Annotated in this window: 24 protein-coding genes; 17 read left to right on the top strand and 7 right to left on the bottom strand. The window is 63.0% G+C overall.

The window, feature by feature from the left end; genetic code table 11:
• Nucleotides 1-9: 9 nt before the first annotated feature.
• Nucleotides 10-1,551, bottom strand: a complete 1,542-nt coding sequence (locus PMI07_RS25760) for a UbiD family decarboxylase (protein WP_007751678.1) — start codon at nt 1,549-1,551, stop codon at nt 10-12.
• Between the two features lie 159 nt (nt 1,552-1,710).
• Between PMI07_RS25760 and PMI07_RS25755 the strand changes: the two genes are divergently transcribed.
• The 6 genes from PMI07_RS25755 to PMI07_RS25730 all read left to right on the top strand — a co-directional run bounded on the left by PMI07_RS25755 (nt 1,711) and on the right by PMI07_RS25730 (nt 7,241).
• Nucleotides 1,711-2,691 (top strand): tripartite tricarboxylate transporter substrate binding protein, encoded by a 981-nt coding sequence (locus PMI07_RS25755; RefSeq protein WP_007751675.1) that lies wholly within the window; start codon nt 1,711-1,713, stop codon nt 2,689-2,691.
• Nucleotides 2,692-3,058: 367 nt separating this feature from the next.
• Nucleotides 3,059-4,471: a PAS domain-containing sensor histidine kinase gene (locus PMI07_RS25750; protein ID WP_245277236.1), complete on the top strand. Its 1,413-nt coding sequence runs from the start codon at nt 3,059-3,061 to the stop codon at nt 4,469-4,471.
• On the top strand, nt 4,458-5,078 hold the full coding sequence (fixJ, locus tag PMI07_RS25745) for a response regulator FixJ (RefSeq protein ID WP_007772372.1): 621 nt from the start codon (nt 4,458-4,460) through the stop codon (nt 5,076-5,078). Before PMI07_RS25750 ends, fixJ begins: the two co-directional genes overlap by 14 nt.
• Before the next feature lie 117 nt (nt 5,079-5,195).
• Nucleotides 5,196-5,546, top strand: coding sequence for a hypothetical protein (locus PMI07_RS25740; RefSeq protein WP_007772373.1), 351 nt, complete (start codon nt 5,196-5,198; stop codon nt 5,544-5,546).
• 119 nt (nt 5,547-5,665) lie between these two features.
• Nucleotides 5,666-6,316, top strand: coding sequence for a helix-turn-helix domain-containing protein (locus tag PMI07_RS25735; RefSeq protein ID WP_007772375.1), 651 nt, complete (start codon nt 5,666-5,668; stop codon nt 6,314-6,316).
• A 253-nt stretch (nt 6,317-6,569) separates the two neighbouring features.
• Nucleotides 6,570-7,241: a GntR family transcriptional regulator gene (locus tag PMI07_RS25730; RefSeq protein ID WP_007772377.1), complete on the top strand. Its 672-nt coding sequence runs from the start codon at nt 6,570-6,572 to the stop codon at nt 7,239-7,241.
• Nucleotides 7,242-7,244: 3 nt separating this feature from the next.
• Here PMI07_RS25730 and PMI07_RS25725 read toward each other — a convergent pair whose 3' ends face one another.
• The 5 genes from PMI07_RS25725 to PMI07_RS25705 form a co-directional block, all read right to left on the bottom strand.
• Entirely contained in the window at nt 7,245-7,982 is a 738-nt protein-coding gene (locus PMI07_RS25725) for a copper homeostasis protein CutC (RefSeq protein ID WP_037088386.1), read from the bottom strand.
• A gap of 35 nt (nt 7,983-8,017) precedes the next feature.
• Entirely contained in the window at nt 8,018-9,013 is a 996-nt protein-coding gene (locus PMI07_RS25720) for an ROK family protein (RefSeq protein WP_007772382.1), read from the bottom strand.
• The gene (locus tag PMI07_RS25715; RefSeq protein ID WP_007772391.1) at nt 9,010-9,876 is read right to left on the bottom strand and encodes an ABC transporter permease; all 867 of its coding nucleotides are present in this window, start codon (nt 9,874-9,876) and stop codon (nt 9,010-9,012) included. Before PMI07_RS25715 ends, PMI07_RS25720 begins: the two co-directional genes overlap by 4 nt.
• Nucleotides 9,876-10,796 carry an ABC transporter permease gene (locus PMI07_RS25710; RefSeq protein WP_007772393.1) on the bottom strand — a complete coding sequence of 307 codons (921 nt, stop codon included), beginning with the start codon at nt 10,794-10,796 and terminating at the stop codon, nt 9,876-9,878. Before PMI07_RS25710 ends, PMI07_RS25715 begins: the two co-directional genes overlap by 1 nt.
• Nucleotides 10,797-10,883: 87 nt before the next feature.
• On the bottom strand, nt 10,884-12,419 hold the full coding sequence (locus PMI07_RS25705; RefSeq protein WP_007772394.1) for an ABC transporter substrate-binding protein: 1,536 nt from the start codon (nt 12,417-12,419) through the stop codon (nt 10,884-10,886).
• Between the two features lie 135 nt (nt 12,420-12,554).
• On the opposite strand from PMI07_RS25705, the gene PMI07_RS25700 reads away from it, so the two are divergent.
• Both PMI07_RS25700 and PMI07_RS25695 read left to right on the top strand, forming a co-directional pair.
• Nucleotides 12,555-13,751 carry an ROK family transcriptional regulator gene (locus tag PMI07_RS25700; protein ID WP_155956645.1) on the top strand — a complete coding sequence of 399 codons (1,197 nt, stop codon included), beginning with the start codon at nt 12,555-12,557 and terminating at the stop codon, nt 13,749-13,751.
• Nucleotides 13,705-15,147 (top strand): M81 family metallopeptidase, encoded by a 1,443-nt coding sequence (locus tag PMI07_RS25695; RefSeq protein ID WP_007772397.1) that lies wholly within the window; start codon nt 13,705-13,707, stop codon nt 15,145-15,147. The genes PMI07_RS25700 and PMI07_RS25695 overlap by 47 nt, the downstream gene beginning before the upstream one ends.
• A 658-nt stretch (nt 15,148-15,805) precedes the next feature.
• Here PMI07_RS25695 and PMI07_RS25690 read toward each other — a convergent pair.
• Complete coding sequence (locus PMI07_RS25690) at nt 15,806-16,480, bottom strand: GntR family transcriptional regulator (RefSeq protein WP_007772400.1); 675 nt, start codon at nt 16,478-16,480, stop codon at nt 15,806-15,808.
• A gap of 340 nt (nt 16,481-16,820) precedes the next feature.
• Here PMI07_RS25690 and PMI07_RS25685 point away from each other — a divergent pair, with 340 nt between their 5' ends.
• Genes PMI07_RS25685 through atzF form a run of 9 tightly spaced genes read left to right on the top strand, consistent with a single transcriptional unit; the run spans nt 16,821 to nt 26,205 of the window.
• A complete protein-coding gene (locus tag PMI07_RS25685; protein ID WP_024164156.1) occupies nt 16,821-17,948 on the top strand; it encodes a BMP family ABC transporter substrate-binding protein in 1,128 nt (375 codons plus the stop codon).
• A gap of 52 nt (nt 17,949-18,000) precedes the next feature.
• Nucleotides 18,001-19,128: an ABC transporter permease gene (locus PMI07_RS25680; protein ID WP_007759311.1), complete on the top strand. Its 1,128-nt coding sequence runs from the start codon at nt 18,001-18,003 to the stop codon at nt 19,126-19,128.
• Between the two features lie 3 nt (nt 19,129-19,131).
• Nucleotides 19,132-20,058: an ABC transporter permease gene (locus PMI07_RS25675; protein WP_024164155.1), complete on the top strand. Its 927-nt coding sequence runs from the start codon at nt 19,132-19,134 to the stop codon at nt 20,056-20,058.
• A gap of 12 nt (nt 20,059-20,070) precedes the next feature.
• Nucleotides 20,071-21,087: a formamidase gene (locus PMI07_RS25670; RefSeq protein WP_007766661.1), complete on the top strand. Its 1,017-nt coding sequence runs from the start codon at nt 20,071-20,073 to the stop codon at nt 21,085-21,087.
• 11 nt (nt 21,088-21,098) lie between these two features.
• Nucleotides 21,099-21,800, top strand: coding sequence for an isochorismatase family cysteine hydrolase (locus PMI07_RS25665; protein ID WP_037088399.1), 702 nt, complete (start codon nt 21,099-21,101; stop codon nt 21,798-21,800).
• Nucleotides 21,797-23,350, top strand: a complete 1,554-nt coding sequence (locus PMI07_RS25660; protein WP_007766670.1) for an ABC transporter ATP-binding protein — start codon at nt 21,797-21,799, stop codon at nt 23,348-23,350. The genes PMI07_RS25665 and PMI07_RS25660 overlap by 4 nt, the downstream gene beginning before the upstream one ends.
• Nucleotides 23,350-24,033, top strand: coding sequence for a cysteine hydrolase (locus tag PMI07_RS25655; RefSeq protein ID WP_007766673.1), 684 nt, complete (start codon nt 23,350-23,352; stop codon nt 24,031-24,033). Before PMI07_RS25660 ends, PMI07_RS25655 begins: the two co-directional genes overlap by 1 nt.
• Complete coding sequence (locus tag PMI07_RS25650) at nt 24,026-24,379, top strand: cupin domain-containing protein (RefSeq protein ID WP_007766675.1); 354 nt, start codon at nt 24,026-24,028, stop codon at nt 24,377-24,379. The genes PMI07_RS25655 and PMI07_RS25650 overlap by 8 nt, the downstream gene beginning before the upstream one ends.
• A complete protein-coding gene (gene atzF / locus PMI07_RS25645) occupies nt 24,376-26,205 on the top strand; it encodes an allophanate hydrolase (RefSeq protein WP_024164154.1) in 1,830 nt (609 codons plus the stop codon). The genes PMI07_RS25650 and atzF overlap by 4 nt, the downstream gene beginning before the upstream one ends.
• The last annotated feature ends 10 nt before the right edge of the window (nt 26,206-26,215 follow it).

Genomic DNA, 26,215 nt, shown 5'->3' with positions numbered 1-26,215 from the left:
GAGGCACATTTACCGCGGAAGATAATAACGGCCGCGCTCGTCGCGTTCCATGCCTTGGGAGCGGAAGGTGTCGAGTTCGCGAACGACCTCGCGCCCGTCGCGGCTGCCGACCGCGGCCATCAATTCCTCGAAGTGCTTCGGACCGTCCTTCAATGCCGCCTCGAGCGAGGGGAAGCGTTTGCCCGGATAGGTCGGAGCCTGCGGCGTGACGAGTTCCCAGTTCTGGGCATGCTGCATCGGCCAGGTCAGGTCGTAGCCGGCCTTGGCGCCCGAGCGGGAGCCGTGAAGCGACGGATCGAGCGGCGACAGGCGCACGCCGGTGGCGATCACCAGATCCCGGTCCGCCTGGAAGCGGGTGCCGAACGCCCATTCCATCTGGCTGTCGTCGAAGATGTCGATATCCGGATCGACGACGAAGACGTTCTTGACGCCGACAGCGCCAAGCACCGCGTAAAGCGCAGAACGCGCCTCGCCCGGATAGGTTTGGCGGATGGAGAAGCGCATGCTCATCGAACCACCGGCAGCGACCGGCGCATAAACGGCGACCGGCTGGCGCACGACGTCGCCGAGCGTCTTCCAGACGTTCATCTCCATGCGGAGCGCCTCGAGATTGGACGTGTCGGTAAAGTCCATGCGGTTGCCGCTGATCGTCGCGGTCTGGAAGAGCGCATCCCTGCGATGGGTGATCGCGGTGACATGGAAGACCGGATTGGTCTTCACGACGCCGTAATAGCCGAGATATTCGCCGTAAGGTCCTTCCTTCTCGACATAACCGCGCTCGTCGAAATACCCCTCGATGACCATTTCCGCATCGGCCGGAACCATGATGTCGTTCGTCACGCACTTGACGACCGGCAGCGGTGCGGCGCGCAGCGAGGAAATCAGCTCCAGTTCGTCGACCGGCTCCTTCATGGTCGCAGAGACCATGTCGATCGGGTGGCAGCCGACCACGTAGGCGACGTTCAGCCGCTCGCCGCGCTCCGACGCGGCCATGTACATGACGCGCAGGTCGCTCGGCGCGATCAGGTCGACGCCGGCTTCCTGCGGACCGCGCAGCATCAGGCGGCGCATGCCGCAATTGTAGCGTCCGTCCTTCGGGTCGATCGTGTAGTCGATCGTCGCGGAAATGTAGGGCGCACCGTCGAGCGCGTGCTGCACGTGGACCGGCAGCTTGAGGAGATCGGCGTCGGTGCCGGTCAGCACCACCTGCTGCACGGGCGCTTCGTCCTTGGAGAGTTTCACCAGTTCCGGCTTCAGCGACAGGCGGCGGCGCATCTCGAGCGCCACGTCGCCGGCCGGCACGCCGAAAGCCTTGGCAAGACGCGACCGGCTGCCGACCACGTTGCCGATCAGCTGCTGGCCTTCGGGGCCGGCTTGTCTGAACCAGACGGCCTTCGGATTGTTTTGCAGGATGGCCGCGACATCGGCCAGGTCGACCTTTTCCTCCCGGATCTCGACCTCGTCGGGGCTCAAGCTCTCGACGAAATTCTTCAACCGGAAACGGTCGAGATCGAGCGCGGCGGCGGATTGAGCGGTCGTATTGGCGGTCATGTTGTCCTCTCCCGAAAACGCGTTTCTGCGTGGGACGTTTTCTATCCAGAACAGTTGATTAAATCAAATATAATTATACATTGTCGCATGAGGCCGCATCGGGGAGGTGCGACCGACCGGCGTCGACTGCGAGGCCCGGTCATCCATGGGAGGAAATTTATGCAGAATATGACCCGTCGTTTCATGCTTGCCGCATCGGTCGCCGTTGCGGGAACCGCCTTCGGCCTTTCGCCGGCTGCAGCGCAGGCCAACTATCCGAACCAGACCATCAGCATGATCTGTGCGTTCCCGGCAGGCAGCGGCGCTGACGTCATCGTCCGTTACTTCGCCGAGAAGATCGCCAAGGTTTCGGGCGCCACCATCATCGTCGAAAACAAGCCCGGCGCCGGCGGCAATATTGCCGGCCAGTACGTCACGCGCTCCAAGCCGGACGGCTATACGATCTTCTTCCACACCGGCAGCGCCGTTGCCGGCAACATGCACATGTTCAAGACGCCGCCCTTCGACGTGGTGAAGGACCTGCAGGTCGCAGCCACCGTCAACAAGCAGCCGCACATGATCGCCGTCCCGGTCTCGAGCCCGATCAAGACCATGAAGGAACTGACGGAATACCTGAAGAAGGAAGGCTCGAACGCGAGCTATGCCATCAACAACACGTCCGGCAAGGTACTCGCCGCCATCTACAAGCAGGAGGCCGGTCTCGAAACGGTCGAAGTCGCCTACAAGAGCAGCGCCGATTCGATGAACGACATCCTGAGCGGCGCCATGGCCTTTGCCGCCCAGGATCCGGTCTTCTCCCTGTCGCAGCTTCGCGAAGGCCGCTACCGCCTGCTGGCGGTCAGTTCCGCCAAGCGCATTCCGGGCGCTCCCGACGTTCCGACCATGACGGAAGCCGGTTATCCGATGGACCAGGTCGGCTGGTTCGCGATGATGGTTCCCTCCGCGACGCCGAAGGATATCGTCAGCAAGATCAACGGCTGGACCAAGGAAGTCCTGGGCCAGGACGAGGTCAAGAAGTTCGTGACCGACCAGGGCGGCGACGTGTTCGTCTCGACGCCGGAAGAAGGCCAGGAATACCTGAAAAAGGAAGTCGCGGCCTGGGCCGATTACGTCAAGGTCGCCAATATCCCACAACAGTAAGCGATCGGACCTCGCGTCTCATTCCATCGGCGGAAGCGGTGCCGCCAGTGCCGCTTCTGATTTGCGCCGGACGCCGGACCGTATTTTCGTCCGGGACATAAGAAAACGCGCAAAACATTATGTTTTTTAGGTCACGACGGTTCCTGCCATTGGACGCCGCATCCGCGCTCATGCTAGAACCGATTTAGGGACAGGCTGTCAGGTTTCACATGCGCAAGGGAATGGCATTTTTCCTGCAGATGATCGGCTTCGGGTAGGCATCATGGCTTCCAGGACGATCGTCGATAAGAAGGATGACTATATTCAGTCTTTCTTGAGCCGTCGGTTTTCCACCGCCGAGGTTTATGGCATTGCGACCCTCGGCGTGCTGATCGCGTTCGGGCTGCGCTTCTCGCTGCACGGCATCCTCGACGACCGGGCGACCTTCACCTTCTTCATTCCGCCGATTCTGATTGCCGCCGTGATCGGCGGCATGCGCGCCTCGCTTTTCGCGGTCGCCCTTTCGGTTCTGGCGGCCTACATCATCAAGGAACTGACGCCGCGGGGCGCCAATTTCTCGGAGATGGTGGTGATCGGCATCGTTGGCGTGGTGATCGCGCTGGTCGGCGAGATCCTTCACTCCGCCCGCAAGGCGATCGAAAAGGCTCAGACGAAAGCCGATTCCCGCGAAGCGCATCTCCGCTCCGTCCTCGATACGGTTCTCGATGCCAGCATCGTCAGCACCAAGGACGGGACGATCGTTTCCTTCAATGCCGCCGCAATCCGCCAGTTCGGCTACAGTGAGGATGAGGTGGTCGGCCAGAACCTGCGCATGCTGATGCCGGAACCCTATCACCGCGAGCATGACGGTTATCTCGAAAGGTATCTGAGGACCGGCGAAAAGCGGATCATCGGCATGGACCGCGTGGTCGTCGGACGCCGCAAGGACGGCTCCACCTTCCCGATGAAGCTTGCGGTCGGCGAGACCCATACCGGTGGGGAGACATTCTTTACCGGCTTCGTGCGGGACCTCACCGAACGCGAGGAATCGGCTGCACGCCTGCAGGAGATCCAGGGAGAGCTCGCCCGGCTCGCCCGCCTCAATGAAATGGGCGAAATGGCATCCACCCTCGCCCACGAATTGAACCAGCCGCTCTCGGCGATTGCCAATTATGTACACGGCTGCGCACGCCTTCTGCGCGACCTGGACGAAACCGTCGCGGTGCGCATGCGCGAAGCGCTGCAGGAGACGGCGAACCAGTCGCTCCGGGCCGGCCAGATCATCAAGCATCTGCGGGAATTCGTGACCAAGGGCGAGACGGAAAAGGCGCCGGAGAACATCCGCCGCCTGGTGGAGGAAGCTGGTGCCCTGGCGCTGGTGGGCTCGCGCGAAAAAGGTGTGAGGACGGTTTTCGAATTCGCGCAGGGGCCTGAAATGGTCATCGTCGACCGTATCCAGGTCCAGCAGGTGCTCACCAACCTGATGCGCAACGCCATCGAGGCGATGCGCGACTGCCAGCGGCGGGAACTGGTCATCCGCACCCGCCAGGAAGACGACGACATGATAGAGGTGATCGTCCAGGATACCGGCCCCGGCATTCCGGGAGAGATCGCCGAGCAGCTTTTCAAGCCGTTCATCACCACCAAGGCGGGCGGCATGGGGATAGGGCTTTCGATTTCCAAGCGCATCGTCGAAGCGCATGGCGGCGAGATGACGGTGACGCGCAATGCGGCCGGCGGAGCGACGTTCCGTTTCACACTCCCGATCGACAAGGAGGAACGCGAGAATGCAGACGGGTGACTACACGATCCATATCGTCGATGACGAGGAGCCGGTCAGAAAGTCCCTCGCCTTCATGCTGACCATGAATGGCTTTGCGGTGCGCATGCACGAAACCGCCTCGTCCTTCCTGCAGTTCGCGCCGAGCATCAGAAACGGCGTATTGGTCACCGACCTCAGGATGCCGGACATGACCGGCGTCGAGCTGATCCGCAAATTGACCACCAGCCGCGCCGGCATTCCCTCCATCGTCATCACCGGCCACGGCGACGTGCCGATGGCCGTGGAAGCGATGAAGGCAGGCGCCGTCGACTTCATCGAAAAACCGTTCGGCGACACGGTCATCATCGAGGCAATCCAGCGAGCCGCCGAGCTGCTGTCGGACAAAATGCTCGATACCGACGACCTGGCCGAGGTTCAGACACGGCTTGAAAGCCTGAGCGACCGGGAGAGGCAGGTGCTGGCGGCTGTGGTTGCCGGCCTGCCGAACAAATCGATCGCCTACGACCTCGACATCAGCCCCCGCACCGTCGAGGTGCATCGCGCCAACGTCATGGCCAAGATGAAGGCGAAGAGCCTGCCGCAGCTCGTTCGCATGGCAATAGCCGCCGGTTTCGGCCCCAATTGAACGCCCGCATAATTAATTGGAAATTTCTTGATCTATCGCAAAGCGCGAACCCCCGTGCAGGAACTAGATGTCTGATTTGAGCGACCCTCCGGTTGCCTCACCTGCGCGGGAAGTTTGGTGTTAGCACAGTCGGGAAACATAGTCGTCATCGCGCCCGATCTCGGCCTCAGGCAGTCGTTGACATTCGCTCTCGAGGTAGAAGGCTACCGCGTCGAGGCCCATGATTCCTGGTGCAACGGCAGTATCATCGCCAGCCCGACAATCTGCATGATCATCGACGATCAGGTGCTGCGCTCCTGCACCAATGCCCGGCAGCACCTGCGCCAGTCGGGCCAGGCCGTGATCCTGCTCACCGACGGCATGTCTCCGCCCATCGAAGACGAACTGGGGCCGATCCTGAGCCTCGCCAAGCCGTTCAACGGCGCCGATCTTCTGGGCCTCGTCAAAAGCCTTGCGCTCGCAGCCTGAGCCGCGTTAGCCCCCTGTCTCCCCGCCTGCCCCTACGTAAATACCCGTAGTGATACAAACGAATTTTGCCCAGACCTGTCTTCTGTCATCTTCAAATCACAGCAAGGGGAGACGTGAAGATGCAGACCGCAGCCGCTCATGCCACGAAGTTGGAGCTCACCAAGAGCCAGATCGTGATCCCATCCCCGACTGCGGGCTTCCTGCGGGCCAATACCGTGACGACCTTCAATGCCGGCGCCGAAATCTACGCCCCCGGCGACAAGGCCGGAACGTTCTATCACGTCGAATTCGGCGCCGTGCGGATCCATCGCCTGCTGTCCGACGGAAGGAGGCAGGTCATCGCCTTCCACCTGGCCGGGGAGACGTTCGGGTTCGAAGCGGATGGGACCCATAGTTTCTTTGCCGAAGCCATCGCCCCGACGGGGCTGCGCGCCATCAGCCGCGCCGCCAATGACCAGGCCTTGCCGGAACTGCTCTCGCTGGCACTGCGCGGAATGCTGCGCGCCCATGAACACATCATGATGATCGGCCGCCAGACGGCGGTTGAGCGGATCGCCGGCTTCCTCATCGACATGGCGGAACGCCAGGGCGGGCTCGAACACTTCGACATACCCATGACGCGGCTTGATATAGCCGATTATTTAGGCCTGACGATCGAAACGGTGTCGCGCGTTTTCGCGAAACTCCGCTCGGCCGGCCTTATCAAACTGCGGAGCATTCGTTGCATCGAGATCAAGAAGCACGAAGCACTCCGCAGCCTCTGCGCATGACATGAAATGACAATACCAATGGCAGTGAAATGCAGTGAAATGGCAGTGCATGAGCGGACGAACGGCGGTCGTCCGTAGACCTTGAAAGTGCATACCTCCTCGATTTCATGATATTCCTCCCGGACTGCTGAGCGGCAGGTCGTCTCCCCCGACGACCTGCCGCAAAGTCGTGCTTGACGATATATTCAGTCGAATATATCGACTATGGGAGAACCCTTTTCGGGTCGTGCCTGAAATCAGCGAGCAGACGCCCATGACCGTCCTTGGATTGAACATCGTACCGGAGACCCTGCTCCGCCAGAAAGTCACCGAAGCCATCCGCGCCTCGATCGCCGCCGGCAACCTGGCGCCGGGCCAGAAACTGGTGGAACGCGAAATCTGCGGCCAACTCGGCATCAGCCGCACGGTTCTGCGAGAGGCGCTGCAGCATCTCGAAGCCGAAGGCCTGATCGTCAACCACTCGCGCCGCGGCCGCACCGTGATCAGCATCGGCCGCAAGGAAGCCAAGGAAATCTACGAGGTCCGCAAGGCGCTCGAACGGGTCATCGGCACCGGCTTTGCCGAAAATGCCAGCGCCGTGCAGATCAACCGGCTGAAGGCCTATCTCCAGTCGATCCGCAACAGGCAACCCCGCGACGTCTTTGCGTCCGAAGCGCAGTTCTTCGCGATGATGCGGGAACATTGCGGCAATCAGGTCGCCGCCGAATTCGCGCGCCAGCTCGATGGCCGGGTGATGATCGTGAAGCAGCTTTCGGCGTTCCAGAACATTCCGTTCCCGCAGCGGCTGGAGGAACTCGACGCGATCATGACCGCAATCGAGAAGCACAACGGGCCGCTTGCCGGCGAGTTGTGCATGAAGCGGATCGAGCGGCTTTCGGAAGGCGTCGTCAACCTGATCGACCAGGCCGCGGCTGCGAACGCTTAAGGATCAGCCGCCAGCCGCACCAAGCTCATCGAGCAGACCGCGCATCTTCCGCACGATCTCGCTGCTCGTCTCGTGGGAAACGGGCGCCTGGAAACCGAAGGCTATGGCGCGCTCGTCCTTGCTTTCGACAGGCCGGCGGCAGGAACTGTGGATCTCGTGCACGCCGGTTTCGCGAACCACCCGTTCGACGGTCGCCAGATTGATGCCGCCGCCCGGCATGATCGACATTCTATCTCCCGCCTGCTCCACCAGCGTCGTCAGCATCTCGATCCCGTCAGGCCCGCTCACCTTAAGGCCGGAGGTCAGGACACGCTCGACACCGAGATCGACCGCCTGTTCCAAGGCTTCGAACGGATCCGGCACCAGATCGAAGGCACGGTGCAGCGTCACGCCGAGGCCTTGGGCATGCGCCATCAACCGCTTGAGCAAGGGCAAGTCGAGCGTCATGTCCGGGCGACTTGCCCCGATCACCACACCCGCAAGACCGGCCGCCCGCACCGCATCGATATCGGCCATCATCGCCGCCTCGTTGTCGGCGTCGTAGATGAAGCTGCCGGCCCGAGGGCGGATGATCACATAGGCCGGGATCGGTGCGCTTGCGGCAAGCGCGATCATGCCGGGCGGCGGCGTCAGGCCGCCGACATCGAGTGCCGCGCAGAGTTCGATCCGGTTCGCGCCGCCGGCGATGGCGGCTGCGAGACCTTCGGGGCTATCGACGCAGACTTCGAGCAGGATGGACAGAATCAGTCTCCTTGATGACCGTCACCTTCGTGACTTTAGACGGCACTTTCGTGACCGTGAACGGCACTTTGATGGCCGAGCACCGCAGCTCCCACCAGCCCACCGTCCTCCTGGCGGAGCGCGGGCGTCACCAGCGGGTGATCGAAGCGGTTGAGGATGCGCTTGCGCACCGCCCGGTCCAGCGCATCGATCAGCGGCGTGACCGAGGCGAGCCCGCCTCCGACCGGCACGATCGAGGCACCGGTGACATTGACCGACAGCGCCAGCGGATCGGCGATCAGTTCGAGATAGACGGCAACGGTCCTTGCCGCCCTCGCCTCCCCCGCCTGCCAGTCTTCGAGGATCCGGTAGCTGGTCTCCTCGCAGCCATGCAGGAAATGGTGCAGCCGCTCGATGCCGCGTGCCCCGCCGATCGTATCGACGCAGCCGGACTGGCCGCAGCCGCAGGAAAAGCGCGGAACATGGAGCGTCTCGCCACCAAGCTCGACACTCGTGTTGAGGATCGGCCCATGGCCCCATTCGCCGGTGACGCCGCCGGCGCCGCGCACCAGCCGGCCGTCGATTGCGAGGCCCCCGCCGATGCCGGTGCCCATGATGGCGCAGAAGACCACCGAATGGCCGCGCCCGACGCCCTCGTTGGCTTCGGCAAGCGTCAGACAGTCGGCGTCATTGGCAGCGAGTACCGGCCGCCCGAGGATCGCCGAAAGTTCGTCGCCGATCCGCCGTCCGGTGATGCAGGGAATATTGGCAGAGGTGGCGATGCCGTTTCTGGGATCAATGAGACCCGCGATCGACAGCGCCAATGGCGAAGCCGCCTCACCCTCATGCGCACTCCGCTCGATCAGCGCCGAAAGCGAAGCGGCGAGATCCTCCCAGCTTACGGCCGGCGTCGCCACCTTTTCGAGCGGCACCAGCGCGCCCGGCGCCGGGGAGACCGCGAATTTCATGAAGGACCCGCCGATATCGACGCAGAAGACCGGTCCGCCCGGCCCGATCCGGCCTGTCGTGCGGGGTGTGGAGCCGATGCTCATTTGCGCGGATCCAGAAGGTCGCGAAGGCCGTCGCCGAGGATGTTGAAGCCAAGCACGGTGATCATGATCGCCAGGCCCGGAAACAGCGACATCCAGATATTGAGGCCGAGATAGTTGCGGCCGTCGCTCATCATCGCACCCCATTCGGGCAGCGGCGGCTGTGCGCCGAGGCCGAGGAACGACAGGCTTGCGGCCGACAGGATGACGGTGCCGGCAGTCAGCGTCGACTGCACGATGATCGGTCCGATCGCGTTGCGCAGGATGTAATGGCTCATGATACGGCGGCGCGAGATGCCGAGCGAGACGGCGGCTTCGACATAATCCATGCCCTTCAGACCGAGCGTCAGGTTGCGGCTAAGCCGGGCGTAGACCGGCACGGAAAAAATGGCAATGGCGATCAAAAGGTTGATCAGGCTGCTGCCGAGCACGCTGACGATCAGGATGGCGAGCACGATGCCCGGAAAGGCAAACAGGATGTCCATCGTCCACATGATCGCCTGGTCGACATATCGCCCGCTCATGCCCGACAGGATGCCGAGCGGCACGCCGACAAGCACTGCCAACCCGACGGCCAGAACCACTTCCGCCAGGGAAATGCGCGCTCCAAAAATGACGCGGGCAAAGATATCGCGGCCGTTGTCGTCAGTGCCGAACGGATGCGCGAGCGACGGCGGCTCCATGGTCGCCAGAAGGTCCTGGATATAGGGATCGGCCGGTACGATCACCGGCGCGAAGATCGCGGCGAGCACAATGATGCCGATCAGGAAGCCGCCGATGGTGATGCTGCGATGGGTCGCCATCCAGCGCAGTCCCCGGTAGACCGCTGGCCGGCGCGACGCGATATCGGTGTCAACGGATGCCATCAGTCGAACCTTATCTTCGGGTTGAGGAAGGCGATCAGCATTTCCGCCAGAAAGTTGATGACGACCACGCCGGTGACGGCGACGAGCGTCACGCCCTGGATGACGGGATAGTCGCGGTAACGCACCGCATCGACGAGGAAACGTCCGATGCCCGGCCAGTTGAAAACGGATTCGGTCACGACCGCGCCACCCATCAGGCTGCCGAAATTCAGGCCGACGATGGTGATGATCGGCAGCAGCGCATTGCGCAGCGCGTGGCTCCAGTAGATGTTCCTCGGCAGGACGCCCTTGGCATAGGCGGTGCGGATATAGTCCTGGCTCATCACCTCGATCATGCTGGAGCGGGTCATGCGGGCGATGACCGCAGTCGGCAGCACGGCAAGCGTGATCGACGGCAGGATGAAGCTTTTCCAGGACGCGGCGCCAAGCAGCGGCAGCCAGCCGAGCTGCACGGAAAACGTATTCATCGCCATCAGCGCCAGCCAGAAATTGGCGATCGAGGCGCCGGCAATCGCAAGGATCATCACGATCTGGTCGGGCCAGCCATGCCGGTAGATCGCCGCTATCATGCCGGCCGGCACGCCGATGCCGATGGCGATCAGATAGGCGGTGATCGCAAGCCCGATGGTGAACGGCAGGCGCTCGGCGATCTCGTCGACGACGGGCAGCTTGGATTTGATGGACGTGCCGAGATCGCCCCTCACCGCCCCATAGGCGAAGGAGGCGTATTGTGCCGGCAGGCTGCGGTCGAGGCCGAGCCGAACGGTCATGTTGTCGACGGCCTCCTGCGTCGCCTCGGGTCCGGCCATAAGCCGCGCCGGATCGCCCGGCAGCGCGCGGATCGCCACGAAGACCAGCAGCGACACGCCGATCAGGATCAGCGGCAGGGCCAGCAATTTCTTGGTGATATAGGCTTTCATACGCCTGTCCTGGAGCCCAGGTTCCCGGCCCCATGTTTCATAAAAGGAAACGGCGGACGGATTTCTCCATCCGCCGCACTATCGATATTACTTCTTAGCGTCCTTGACGACGATCAGGCCGCCGGGGATCACCCAGGTGCCCTTGACGCTGGCGCGCGTCGCAAACAGGTCCTGCTTGGTATAGAGCAGAACATGCGGAGCCTGCTCGTTGACCACCTTCTGGGCGTCGACATAGATCGCGTTGCGCGCCTTTTCGTCGAGCGACGAAGCAGCCTTGTCGATCAGCTCGTCGAGCTTGGCATCGGAGAAGAAGCCGAGGTTGGCGCCGGCGGGCGACGCGCTCTTCGTGTAGTAAAGCGGGCGGAACTGCAGGTCGGCGCCGTTGACACCCGACGACCAGGAGGCGATCGACGAGCCGATCGTATCCTTCTCCTTGCCGGCCGGATCCTGGAAAGCCGCCTTCGACCAGACGCCGCCTTCCATCTTGCGCACTTCGAGCTTGACGCCGGCCTTTGCCCACATCGCCTGCAGCAGTTCGCCGATGCGCGATTCCTGCTCCTGCACGATGGTCGACATCGCGAAACCGTCCGGATAACCGGCTTCCTTCAGAAGCTGCTTCGCCTTTTCGACATTGTAAGGATAGGGATTGAGCGTCTTGTCATAGCCGGGGGTGACCGGAGCAAGCGGCGAATTCGCCGGCGTCGCATAGCCGTTCATGAAGGCCTTGACGATGCCGTCGCGGTCGGTCGCATAGTTCAGCGCCTGGCGGACGCGCACGTCGTCGAGCGGCTTCAGCTTCGTATTGAGCGACACCCAGAAGACGGCCGAACCGTCGGTCGTCGAGAGCTTCATCTCCGGGTTCGCCTTGACCTGCGCGGCAAAGGCGGCCGGGAACGGGTTGATGACGTCGGCGTCACCGGTCTGCAGCGCCATGTTCATCACCGAAGGCTCGGCCGTCCAGGTCCACTTGATCTGGTCTTCGCCCTTCGGCGCGCCGCCCCACCAGGCGGTGTTCTTGGCCTGGATGACGTATTCGCCGGACTTGTATTCCTGCAGCTTGTAGGGACCGGTGCCGACGGCCTTGGAGCCGATCGTGCCGGCCGCATCGGCAGTCGGGCTGACCATCAGGCAGGGGCCGGTCGTCAAAAGCGCGATGAAGGCCGGATACTGGGTCTTCAGCTTGAACTGAACGGTCATCGGATCGACGGCGGTAACGCCTTCGAGGAAGGTGCGCAACCGGCCGCTGGCGGCAAGGCCGCGCTTGGTATCGAGGTGACGGGTGAAATTCTTGACCACGGCGTCGGCATCGAAGGCCGTGCCGTCATGGAACTTTACGCCCGGACGCAGCTTGAAGGTCCAGACGAGACCGGACGCGTCGGCCGACCATTCGGTGGCGAGCGCGGGCTTCAGCGACAGATCGGGATCGCGCTTGACGAGGCCTTCGTACATGGGGTCGAGCAGGGCTGCGGTATAGGTCGCGGTCTGGTCGCCCGGATCCATGGAGCGCGGGGCTTCGGTCTGCATCACGTTGAGCGTGGCGGCCCTGGCCGCGACTGGAAACACGAGGCTGCCGGCAACCGCGCAGGCAAGCGCAAAATGACGGCTTTTCAAGAACATGGTCATGGTTGTTCACCCTTGGTTTTGTTGACATGAGGGCGGACGTTGCCGCCTTAGATCATTTTTATAATTTATTGGCGTTGATTTGTTCATTTTCTGAACTTAGTGTCAAGCCACATTCACCAGCAGAAAACAGCCGCCTTGAACGCTCTTCTCACCTCCTCCCAGCGCCAGCTCGTGCGCGTCATCAGCGAGTCCGGTCCGCTCAGCCGGACCGAGATGGCGAACCTGCTGGGCCTGAGCAAGGCGGCGATGAGCGGCATTGCCCGCGACCTGATCGACCTCGGCGTGCTGCACGAGACCGAGACGGTCTATGGCCAGGGCCGCCCGTCGGTGCGGCTCGACCTGCACCCCGAATGCGCCTTCTTCGTCGGCATTTCGCTGCTCGAAGACCCGGCGCCGATGATCCTCTGCGACTTGAACGGCAAGATCATCGCCCGCCAGTCGATGCCGCTGTCGCGCGATCCGCAGGTCATCGCCGAGGCGATCACCGAAGGCCTGCCGAGCCTGCTCGAAGCCCATCCGGAAGCGACGGAAAAACTGTCCGGCATCGGCGTGGCACTCTCCGGTTTCGTCGATGAGACCCAGTCGAACTGCGTCCAGTCGACGCTGCTCAACTGGCAGGACGTGCCGCTGGCAAAAATCGTCCGCGAACGCTCCGGCGTCGAGACCTTCATCGAGAACGACGCGAAGGCCGTCGCCGTCAGCGAAAAACTGTTCGGCAGCGCCCGCGAGATCCAGAGTTTCAGCGTCGTCTCACTCGGCGACGGCATCGGCTGCGCCCATTTCATCGACGGCAAGCTCTATCGTGGCAATCACGGCGGCGCCGGCGAAATTGCCCATTGCACCATAGAGCCGGGTGGCTCGCCCTGCCGCTGCGGCAAGCGCGGCTGCCTCGACACGGTCTCCTCGATGAAGGCGATCAAGGAAATGTCGCGCGCCGAAGGGCTCGAATGCGTCTCGCTTTCCGACATCGAGAACGAGGCCTCGACCGGCAATGCCGCCGCGATCCGCATCCTGCACCGAGCCGGCTCGGGGCTCGGCCTGGCAATCGCCAACCTCATCCAGATCAACGACCCCGGCCTGATCCTGATCACCCATGTCGAAGGCTCGTTCGACGGCCTGTTCGGCACGGTGGTCAACCAGGCGATCGAAACCAACGTGCTGCCGCGTTACGCCGGCCAGACGCCGATCCGCATCAAGCGCGTGGATGGCGATGTCTGGGCCCGCGGCGCCGCCAGCATCGCAGCCCATAATTTCCTGATCGGCCCCAATACAACTGAGGTATCCCATGCGCATCGCTGTCGGCGGCATCCATATCGAATGCAGCACCTATAATCCGGTCCTCAACGAGGAGAAGGATTTTCGCGTCGTGCGCGGCGAGGAGCTGACGGCAGCCCCCTATTTCGCCTTCCTCAAGGATTACGACGCCGAGTTCCTGCCCACCATCCATTGCCGCGCCATTGCCGGCGGCCCGGTCTCCCGCTCGACCTACGAGCGCTTCAAGGCCGAACTCCTCGAACGCCTGAAGCCCCTGCTGCCGCTCGACGGCCTCTACCTTGCCATGCACGGCGCCATGTATGTGCAGGGCATGGAAGATGCCGAGGGCGACTGGATCACCGCCGCCCGCGACCTGGTCGGACCGGACTGCACGGTCTCGGCCAGCTACGACCTGCACGGCAATGTCAGCCAGCGGATCATCGACGCGCTCGACATGTATTCCACCTACCGCACCGCGCCGCATATCGACGTCGAGGAGACCATGCGCCGCTCGGTGAAAATGCTGGTCGAAAGCCTGAAGACCGGCGTCAAGCCGGTGCTGCTCTGGGCGCCGATCCCGGTCGTGCTGCCCGGCGAACGCACCTCGACGGTCGATGAGCCCGCAAAAAGCCTCTACGAGATGATGCCGGAAATCGACGCGATCGACGGCGTCTGGGATGCGTCGCTGATGGTCGGCTACGTCTGGGCAGACGAACCGCGCGGCACGGCCGCCGCGATCATGACCGGCACCGACCGCGCCGTGCTCGAACGGGAAGCCAAGCGTGTCGCCAAGGCCTATTGGGATGCGCGCGAACAATTCGTGTTTGGCTGCGAGACCGGCTCGATCCAGGAATGCGTCGACAGGGCGATCGCCGCCAAGACCGCCCCTGTCGTGCTCGCCGAATCCGGCGACAACCCGACCGGCGGCGGCGTCGGCGACCGCGCCGACGTGCTGGCCGACCTGATCGCCAAGAAGGCCACCGGCGTCGTCTTCGCCGGCATCGCCGACAAGGCGGCGGCGGAAGCCTGCTACGCCGCCGGTATCGGCGCCGAACTCGACCTCACGATCGGCGCCTCGCTGGATACGATGGGCAGCAAGCCGGTCAAGGCAAGGGTCAAGGTCCAGTTCCTCCACGAGACAACCGACCTCGCCGACCGGCAGGCGGTCGTCGCTATCGACGGCATCGAACTCGTCCTCTCCGCCAAGCGCCGCCCCTACCACTACATCGCCGACTTCACCCGCCTCGGCCTCGACCCGAACGGCGCCAAGATCATCGTCGTGAAATCGGGCTATCTCTCCCCGGAACTGGCGCCGATCGCCAACCCGAACCTGATGGCCCTGTCGCCGGGCGTCGTCGACCAATTCGTCGAGCGCCTGGAGCGCCACCGCAAGCTGAAGCCGACCTATCCTTTCGACAAGGATTTCGCCTACGAGCCGCAGGTGTTTGTTTCGGCGCGTTCGGCGGGGCGGTGATTTCAGAAGGTCTGCCAGACCGGCAACGTGCGGAGTTCTCGGTCGTTCAAGCAGCCATCACACGTTCCTCATCCCTGTGCTTGTCACAGGGATCCAGTGCACCCAAGTCCTTGGGTGCGAAAGACTCCGCTCACGGCGCAGACGCGCCGTGGCTGGATTCCTGTGACAAGCACAGGAATGAGGAATTGGAGGCTGGTGCACGATCACCAAGGTGACACAGGAAGTGCCTCGGCCCTGCCCAGCGACCGGCTTATAGGCCCGACGAACAGCCCACTCAAAAACGGGGACGAATTCAGCGCTCCTGAAATTTCTCTACCGAGCTTTCAAACACTTAGCCGCATTCCCTTCCCCATCCATCCCCGCATCCCGCAGCCACCCGCATAATCCTCCCGTCATCGGATGGGAAACCGGGTTCGCGAACCGGCCGCATCATCCGGCTCGCAAGGTCCGGTTTCCGGTGACGGTCGAGGAAGCGGTTTAGGGGCCTGACAATCCCCGGAAAACGCAGAAAACGACCGGGGCAGGCGGAAAGCCTGAATACCCAATACCCCGAAATACTCCGCCTGCCCCATTCCCACCAAAACGGAACCGCCGGATTTTCATCCGCGCGGCCAAAAGTGCTGTTTGGAAAACAGGCTCGGGAAGGCCGACCCGCCGCTTATTCCCCGGCGGTCGCAAACACCGCGCTGGCGTCGCTGACGATCGCCACGTGGGAATAGGCGGCCTGCCCTGCAGCGACCGCATCGGCGCGGATGATCGCGGTGACGATCTGGTCGTGCTCCTCATAGGATCTCGCAAGACGCCCCGGCAGGCGGAACTGTGCACGGCGGAAGGGTGCCAGCCGCGCTCGGGTCTGGGTCACCATCTCGAACACGTGGTCGTTATGGGCGCCGCGATAAAGCCTTGTGTGGAATTCGGTATTGTGCGCCGCATAGTCCTCTTCCGCGCCTGCATGCACCAGCCGCATCGAGCCGCGATGTTCGAGCTCCAGCGCCCGCCGTTCGTCGACCGTCATCCGCTCCGCAGACAGTCGCGCGCAAATACCTTCAAGTTCGGCCATCGCCTCGAACATTGAGTGGAGATGGGTCTCGGTGACGTTGGTGACGACGGCGCTGCGGTTTGGCTCGCGCCCGACCAGGCCCATGGCGCCGAGTTCGCGCAAAGCCTCGCGCACCGGCGTGCGAGAAACCTCAAAACGGGAGGCGAGCGAGATCTCGTCGAGCTTCTCCCCCGGCAGGATGGCGCCCGTGACGATCATGTCGGCGATCGCCCGCACCATCTGCTCGACGGTGGTTCCGGTACGGATGACTTCTCTGCGCCTGACCTGCTTCACGGAACGATTCTACTTGATCCTTACAACTTGCATACAGATGGCGTCCTGGAATCGATAAGTCAAATGACGCCGGCAAGGCGTTGGTAATTTTCGGCTTTCGGATGCCGAAAAGCCGCACCGGCAATTGCCGTATTGTCTCGCCTGCCCGATTGCTGAACAAATAATAATTCTTGATTATTTCTTAAGCGAAAATGCGATGAATCTGTATGCACTTTTCATTGCCTATTTTTGGGTCTGTAAAATTGCGCTTCAATAACAATGGCTTGAAGTCTGGCACGCACATTGCATGCACTTTACCGTACCCGTTCGAAACCGGCCTAGCGCCGCAAGGAGCATTCCGATGACCAAACTCCTTCCCATGAACCGCCGCAATTTTCTCCAGGCTTCCGCTGCCGGCCTGGCAGCCGGTGCCGTCCCCGGCCTGATCGGCTCGCCTGCCGCGGCCCAGACCGCGCTCACCATCGGCTTCATCTATGTCGGCCCCAAGGACGACTACGGTTATAACCAGGCGCATGCCGAGGGTGCGGCCGTCATCAAGAAGATGCCCGGCATCACACTGGTCGAAGAGGAAAACGTCCCGGAAACCGTCGACGTCCAGAAGACCATGGAATCGATGATCAATCTCGACGGCGCCACCCTGCTCTTCCCGACCTCGTTCGGTTACTTCGACCCCCACATGCTGGCGATGGCCGCGAAATATCCGAAGGTGCAGTTCCGCCATTGCGGCGGCTTGTGGACCGAGGGCAAGCATCCGGCCAATACCGGTTCCTATTTCGGCTATATCGGCCAGGGCCAGTATCTGAACGGCATCGCCGCCGGGTATGCGTCGAAGAGCAAGAAGATCGGCTTCGTCGCCGCCAAGCCGATCCCGCAGGTCGTCCAGAACATCAATTCCTTCCTGCTCGGCGCGCGCTCGGTCGATCCGACCATCACCTGCCAGGTGATCTTCACCGGTGAATGGTCGCTCGCCGTCAAGGAAGCCGAAGCCACCAACGCGCTGATCGACCAGGGCGCCGACGTCATCACCTGCCATGTGGATAGCCCGAAGGTCGTCGTCGAGACCGCCGCCGGCCGCGGCGCCTTCGTCTGCGGTTACCACGCCAACCAGAGCGCGCTTGCCAAGGACAAGTACCTGACCGGCGCCGAATGGGCCTGGGGCAACGTCTATACGAATTTCATCAAGGCGGCTCAAAGCGGCGGCAAGCTCGGCAATTTCGTCCGCGGCGGCCTGAAGGACGGCTTCGTCAAGATGAGCCCGCTCGGGCCGGCCGTTTCCGCCGAGGGCCGCAAGAAGTTCGAGGCGACGCTCGCCGAGATCATGTCCGGCAAGTTCTCGGTCTTCAAGGGTCCGATCAAGGACAACAAGGGCAATGTCGTCGTCACCGCCGGCAAGTCGTTTGCCGAGGATGCGATCGAACTGGAAAGCATGGGTTACCTGGTCGAGGGCGTCGTCGGTTCGACCTCCTGACGTGATGTCCTAACCTTACGTCCCTAACCTCACGTCAAGGGGGAGAAGCACCATGACGGCCGAAGCAAACGATCCGAGACTGTCCATCGCGGCGGGGGGCACTGCGTCCTTCCGCCCCCTCCTCGAATGGCTGGCGCGACGGGCCGAACCCGTGGCGATCGGGCTCGTGGCGATCCTGATAGGCCTGGCGCTTTTCTCCCTCTTCATCCTGGCGATCGGCAAGTCGCCGGTCACCCTCTTCCAGCTCATGTACACGGGCGGTTTCGGAAGCTGGTTCTCGATCCAGAACAGCCTTTCCCGCGCCGCCCCCCTGCTGCTGACCGCACTCTGCGTGGCGCTGCCGGCGCGGCTCGGGCTCGTCATCATCGGCGCGGAGGGCGCGGTCGTGCTCGGCGGCGTCGCGGCGGCGGCCAGCGCCATTCCCTTCGTCGGCATCGTGCCGCCGATCGTGCTCTTCGTCTTCATGGCCATCGCCGCCATGGTCGTCGGCGGCATCTGGATCGGCTTTGCAGGCTTCCTGCGCCACTATCGCGGCGTCAACGAAACGATCTCCTCGCTGCTTCTAGCCTATATCGCGATCGCCCTGATGAACCAGTTCGTCGAAGGGCTGCTGCGCGATCCGGCGAGCTTGAACAAGCCCTCCACCAAACCGCTGCCGAAGGAGTACATGCTGGGCCACATCCCCGGCATGGACGTCCACTGGGGCCTCGTCATCGGCGTCCTCGCCTGCATCCTCTCCTGGGTGCTGATCGAGATCACCAGCTTCGGTTTTGCCGCCCGCATCGCCGGCGGCAATGTCCGCGCCGCGCAGATTCAAGGCCTGCCGGTTGGCAAGCTGATCGTCGGCTTCACCGCGATTGCCGGCGGTTTTGCCGGTCTGGCAGGCATGATCGAGGTCGCGGCGGTGCAGGGCAGCGCCAATGCCTCGCTTGCCGCCGGCTACGGTTACACCGGCATCCTCGTCGCCTTCCTCGCCCGGCACAATCCGCTGGCGATCATTCCGGTCGCCATCCTGCTCGGCGGCATCGCTGCATCGGGGGGCCTGATCCAGCGGCGCATGGGTCTTCCGGATGCCACCGTCCTGGTGCTGCAGGGCACGTTGTTCATCGTCATCCTGTTCTGCGAGACCTTTTACGGCCGCTTCAAGATCTTCAATCCCGACCTCTGGAAAAGGAGCTGACCGATGGAAGACACAGGTATCGGCCTCTGGGGCGTGCCGCTGGCGATCTTCGCGGGCGCCATCCGCGTCTCCACGCCCTTCATCTTCGTTTCGCTCGGCGAGACGATCACCGAACGCTCCGGCCGCATCAATCTCGGGCTTGAAGGCACGCTCGTTTTCGGCGCGATGACGGCTTACGCGGTCGCGGTGATGACCGGTTCGCCGACATTGGGCGTGCTGGCGGCGATGGCGACCGGCGCCATATTCGGCACCATCCATGGCTGGATCTGCAAATGGCCGAAGGTCAATGACATCGCCATCGGTATCGCCATGATGCAGTTCGGCCTGGGCCTCGCCTTCTTCCTCGGCAAATCCTTCATCCAGCCGGTGGCGCCGAAACTGCCATCCATTCCCCTCGGCGGCTGGTCGGCAACACTGCAGGTGCAGGCGGCGCTCAATATCAACGTCCTATTCTTCATCGGCGCCGCACTCGCCCTCTTCCTATGGTGGGCGTTCAGGAACACCCGCATCGGCCTAACCTTACGTGTCGTCGGCGACAGCACCGATGCGGCCCGCGCCATGGGCATCAACCCCGACCGCGTCCGGCTTCTGGCGACCGCCGTCGGCGGTTCGCTCGCCGCGATCGGCGGCGCCTACCTGTCGCTCTATTACCCCGGCTCCTGGAACGAGGGTATTTCCTCCGGCCAGGGCCTGATGGCCGTGGCGCTGGTGATCTTCGCGCGCTGGAACCCGATCGGCTGTTTCCTCGCCGCTCTGCTGTTCGGCGGCGCCGGCGCGCTCGGCCCGGCCTTACAATCGGTTGGCGTCACGCAAGGGTATTACCTGTTCTACGCGGCACCCTACGTGCTCACCCTCATCATCCTGATCGCGACCTCCTCGCCCACCCGCTCGCTTGCCGGTGCGCCAGGCGCGTTGTCGCTGACGAAATAAGGGAGATCAGCAATGAACGGATTGGGCGGCCTCAACAAATCGGAGCACGGCGTCGGTATCGGCCTCGTCCAGCTCCAGCTACCGGTGACCATCACCAGGGCGGACCTCGCCCGCCAGACACAGGTGATCGTCGATCTCGTCGCCAAGGCCCGACGCAACCAGCCGGGCATGGACCTCGTCGTTTTTCCCGAATATGCGCTGCACGGGCTTTCGATGGATATCAATCCGGAGATCATGTGCACGCTGGACGGCCCGGAAGTCGCGGCTTTCCGCAAGGCCTGCAGGGACAATGCGATCTGGGGCTGTTTCTCGATCATGGAGCTGAACCCGGGCGGCATGCCCTACAATTCCGGCATCGTCATCGACGATAGCGGCGACCTGAAGCTCTATTACCGCAAGATGCATCCCTGGGTGCCGGTCGAATCCTGGGAGCCGGGCGATTTCGGCATTCCGGTGATCGACGGACCGAAGGGCGCAAAACTCGCCCTGATTATCTGCCATGACGGCATGTTCCCGGAAATGGCCCGCGAATGCGCCTACAAGGGCGCCGAGATCATGATCCGCACCGCGGGCTATACCGCGCCGATCCGCGAGAGTTGGAAATTCACCAACCAGTCGAACGCCTTCTGCAACCTGATGGTGACGGCGAGTGTGTGCATGTGCGGCTCGGACGGCACGTTCGATTCCATGGGCGAAGGCATGGTCTGCAATTTCGACGGCACGATCATCGCGCATGGCACGTCCGGCCGCGTCAATGAGATCATCACCGCCGAGGTGCGGCCCGACCTGGTGCGCGAGGCCCGGCTCGGCTGGGGCGTCGAGAACAATATCTACCAGTTCGGCCATCGCGGTTACGTCGCGGTATCCGGCGGGGCGGGTGATGCGCCCTACACCTACATGCACGATCTGATCGCCGGGAAATACAGGCTGCCTTGGGAGGACGCGGTAAAGGTCACCGACGGCACCTCCTGCGGCTTCGACAAACCCGTGCGGTCTTATGGCGAGACTTTCAAGCTGGCTGGCGAATAGGAGAGACAATGATGGACGCGATGGTTGAAACCAAAGGGCATTATATCGACGCCGATCCCTATGCCTGGCCCTATAACGGCGATTTGAGACCCGAAAATACCGCCCTCATCATCATCGACATGCAGACCGATTTCTGCGGCAAGGGCGGTTATGTCGACCACATGGGGTACGACCTGTCGCTGGTGCAGGCGCCGATCGAGCCGATCAAACGCGTCCTCGCTGCCATGCGCGCCAAGGGCTACCACATCATCCACACCCGCGAAGGCCACCGCCCCGACCTCGCCGACCTGCCCGCCAACAAGCGCTGGCGCTCGCAGCGCATCGGCGCCGGCATCGGCGATCCAGGCCCCTGCGGCCGCATCCTGACGAGGGGCGAGCCCGGCTGGGACATCATCCCGGAACTCTACCCGATCGAGGGCGAAGTGATCATCGACAAGCCGGGCAAGGGCTCGTTCTGCGCGACCGACCTCGAACTCATCCTCAACCAGAAGCGCATCGAGAACATCATCCTCACCGGCATCACCACCGATGTCTGCGTCTCGACCACCATGCGGGAGGCGAACGACCGCGGTTTCGAATGCCTGATGCTCGAGGACTGCTGCGGCGCCACCGACTACGGCAATCACCTCGCCGCCATCAAGATGGTCAAGATGCAGGGCGGCGTCTTCGGTTCCGTCTCCAACTCCGTTATCTTGGTGAGCCAGCTGCCATGAACAACATCGTCCGCGATACGCCCCTACCCCAGGCCGGCAAGGCGGTCGGCATCGAAACGCTCGGCATGACCATGCGCTTCGGCTCCTTCACCGCGCTCGACAATGTCTCGATCAGCGTGCCGGCCGGTTCGTTCCATGCGCTGCTCGGCGAAAACGGTGCCGGCAAGTCGACACTCGTCAAATGCATCATGGGTTTCTACCACGCGACGTCCGGCTCGCTGTCGGTCGACGGCCGCGAAGTCTCGGTCGCCTCGCCCAAGGATGCGGCAACCTACGGGCTCGGCATGGTCTACCAGCATTTTACGCTGGTTCCCTCGCTGACCGGCGCCGAAAACCTGGTGATCAGCCGCACCTCCGTGCCCTCGGTGATCAACTGGGCGAAGGAACGCAAGGATCTTGCGGCCTTCATGGAGCGCATGCCGTTCCAGATCCCGCTCGAACGGCCGGTCAGCGAACTGGCGGCCGGCGAAAAACAGAAGCTGGAAATCGTCAAGCAGCTCTATCTCGGCCGGTCCTTCCTGGTCCTCGACGAACCGACCTCGGTGTTGACGCCGGCAGAAGCCGACGAAATGCTCGGCATCGTGCGCGGCATGACCGAACGCGGCGAGCTGACCGTGCTGATGATCAGCCACAAGTTCCACGAGGTGACAAAGTTTGCCGATGCGGTCTCGATCCTGCGCCGCGGCAAGCTGGTCGGCACCGGCAAGGTCAGCGAACTTTCCACCTCCGACATGGCGGGAATGATGATCGGCGACGTCAAGCTCGCGGAACTCGACAGCCGCCTGCCGGTGCCGGATGCGGCGAAATCGGTGCTGAAGGTCGAACAGGTCAAGGCGCCGGATCGCTCCGGCCTGAAGACGATCGAGATCGACAGCCTGACGGTCCGATCCGGTGAGATCGTCGGCATCGCCGGCATTTCCGGCAACGGCCAGAAGGAACTGACCGAAATCCTCGCCGGCCAGCGCCCGACCGACAGAGGCACGGTGACCGTCAACGGCGAGACCTATGGCGCCACAAGGCCGGAAACCCGCAAGAACAACGTGCGCTTCATCCCCGAAGAGCCGCTGCAGAACGCCTGCGCGCCAAAAATGACGGTCAGCGAAAATCTCGCCTTCCGGACCTTCGACCTGAAGGGCGACGGCAAGGATGCGATCTGGCTGAACAAGGGCGAGATGAAGAAACGCGCGACCTCGCTGATCTCGGATTTCAAGGTTAAGACCGCCTCGTCCTCCTCGCCGATTGCGGCCCTCTCCGGCGGCAACGTCCAGCGCGCCGTGCTCGCCCGCGAACTGACCGGCGACGTGGACCTGCTGATCGTCTCCAACCCCTGTTTCGGCCTCGATTTTTCCGCTGTCGCGGAAATCCGCGCCCGCATCATGCGGGCCCGCAATTCAGGAACCGCCGTGCTGCTGCTCTCGGAAGATCTCGACGAACTGCTGGAAATGTCGGACCGCATCATGGTCATTTCGGAGGGCAAGCTGGTCTACGAGACCCCGATCCGCGCGGCCGATATCGGCGTCATCGGCGCCCATATGGCGGGGCATCACTGATGGGTGAGATCAAGGCAGAACCCTTCGCCTTTCCGGCGAAACCGGATGCGCTGGCGCTCATTGTCATCGACATGCAGCGCGATTTCGCCGAACCCGGCGGTTTCGGCGCCAGCCTCGGCAACGATGTCGGCCGGATAACCAGGATCGTCCCGGACGTCAAACGCCTGATCCAGGGTTTTCGCGATGCCGGCCTGCCGGTCATCCACACGATGGAGTGCCACAAGCCCGACCTTTCCGACCTGCCGCCCGCCAAGCGTGATCGGGGCAACCCGACGCTCAGGATCGGCGATGTCGGCCCGATGGGCCGTGTGCTGATTTCAGGCGAGCCGGGCACGGCGATCATTTCCGAGCTTGCGCCGGTCGATGGCGAAGTGGTGATCGAAAAGCCCGGCAAGGGCGCCTTCTACGCCACCGAACTCGGCGAGGTGCTGAAGGACAAGGGCATCAAACAACTCGTCTTCGCAGGCGTGACGACGGAAGTCTGCGTCCAGACGACGATGCGCGAGGCGAACGACCGCGGTTACGAATGCCTGCTCGCCGAAGAGGCGACCGAGAGCTATTTTCCCGAGTTCAAGGCGGCCGCCATCGCCATGATCCGCGCCCAGGGCGCGATCGTCGGCTGGACCGCCCATGTGGACGACATTCTGGAAGGGATCGCGCCAAAGGGGATGACCAATGCCTGAATCAACTCGCGAACTGCTGACGCTAGGCGGCTGGAAAGATTTGCAATTCGAGCCTTTCCGCGACGAGGTGACGATCCACTGGATCCGCCCCTTCGAGGGCGACCAACCGGGCGTGGCGCTCTTGAAATACGAGGCAGGTTCGGGCGTTCCCCGCCATCGCCATGAGGGCCTCGAAACCATCCTGGTGCTCGAGGGCGTGCAATCCGACGAGGCTGGCGACTATGGCCGCGGCAGCTATATCGTCAATGCGCCCGGCACCGAACACTCCGTCTGGAGCGATACCGGCTGCGTCGTGCTGATCCAGTGGGACCGGCCGGTGACAATACTGGAAGAGGAAATGGCATGATTGCAACACCAGCCTTCGATATCGCCTCGCTTCACGCGTTCTACCAGGATGGCGGCAGTGTCGCGCAGATCGTCGAAGCGGTTTTCACGCGCATCGCCGAGGTCGACGATCCCGGCATCTTCATCCATCTGGCCGACAAGCATGCGGTGCTGGCAGAAGCCGCCAAACTCGGCGCCTTCGATCCCGAAAAACCGCTGTTCGGCATCCCCTTCGCGGTGAAGGACAATATCGACGTCGCCGGCATGCCGACCACCGCCGCCTGCCCGGACTATGCCTATATGCCCGAAAAGGACGCAACCGTGGTCGGCCTGCTCAAGGCAGCCGGCGCCTTTGTCATCGGCAAGACCAATCTCGACCAGTTCGCGACCGGCCTCGTCGGGGTCCGCTCGCCCTACCCGATCCCGAGAAATGCCATCGATGCCAAACTCGTGCCCGGCGGCTCTTCCTCCGGCTCCGCGGTCGCCACCGCGCAAGGCATCGTCAGCTTCGCGCTTGGCACCGATACCGCCGGTTCGGGGCGCATCCCGGCCGGCCTCAACAATATCGTCGGGCTGAAGCCGAGCGTCGGCGCGCTGTCGACCACGGGCATCATTCCTGCCTGCCGCACCCTCGACTGCGTCTCGATCTTCGCGCTGACCGCCGACGACGCCTGGAAAGTATTCTCCGTCGCCGCGAAATACGACGAGACGGACGCCTATTCGAAGGCGGTTCCGGCTACCGGATTCGGCTCGGCGCCACCGGTGCTGACGATCGGCGTGCCGGCCAAGGCGGACCTGCAATTCTTCGGCGATACCATCATGGAGGCAGCCTATGGCGATGCCATCTCGATGCTCGCAAGGCTCGGACATCGCATCGTCGAAGTGTCGTTCGGCGAATTCTACAAGGTCGCCAATCTTCTCTACGAAGGCGCCTGGGTGGCCGAGCGCTATGCGGCGGTAAAGCCTTTCTTCGATACGAAGGAAGAGAGTTTCCACCCGGTGACGCGCCAGATCTATGGCGCCGCAAAATCACTCTCCGCAGCCGACGCCTTCAAGGGCCTTTATGCGCTGCAGGCGCTGAAGAGAACGCTGGCGCCGCTGATCGCCTCGGTCGACCTCTTCTGTGTGCCGACCGCACCGACCCACTATACCCGAGCCGACCTGGAGGCGGAGCCGATCCGGGAAAATTCCAGGCTTGGCACTTATACCAACTTCGTCAACCTGCTCGACATGTGCGGCATCGCCGTGCCGACCGGTACCCGCGCCGACGGCCTGCCGGCCAGCGTGACGCTGCTCGCCCCTTTCGGCCGCGACGGCCTCACCGCGTCACTGGCCCGTGACCTTCACCAGGCAAGTGGCCTCACGCTCGGTGCCACCGGCTGGCCGCTTCCGGCGCCAGCCGAAACGCCTGCAGCCACAGCTGGCGACGGCCTGATCGACGTCATCGTGGTCGGCGCCCACCTTTCCGGCATGCCGCTCAACCACCAGCTTACCGATCTCGACGGCAGCTTCTCCCGCGTCGCTAAAACCTCCGCCGCCTACAAGCTTTATGCGCTTGCAGGCACGGTGCCCCCGAAACCCGGCATGGTCCGGGTCGCCGAAGGCGAAGGTGGAGAAATCGAGGTGGAGGTCTGGCAGCTGACGCCGGCGGCATTCGGGCTGTTCGTCGCGGCGATCCCGCCGCCGCTCGGCATCGGTACCGTCATCCTGTCGGACAGCACCTCCGCCAAGGGTTTCCTCGCCGAACCGATTGCGCTTCAGGGCGCTCTCGACATCACCGCCTTTGGCGGCTGGCGCGCCTATATCATGGAACTGTCTTCGCTCCAGCGGGTCGGCAAGGCCGGCTGACCGGCATGTG

The organism is Rhizobium sp. CF080 (genome assembly GCF_000282095.2).
GTDB lineage: Bacteria > Pseudomonadota > Alphaproteobacteria > Rhizobiales > Rhizobiaceae > Neorhizobium.
This window is presented reverse-complemented; position numbering and strand designations above follow the sequence as displayed.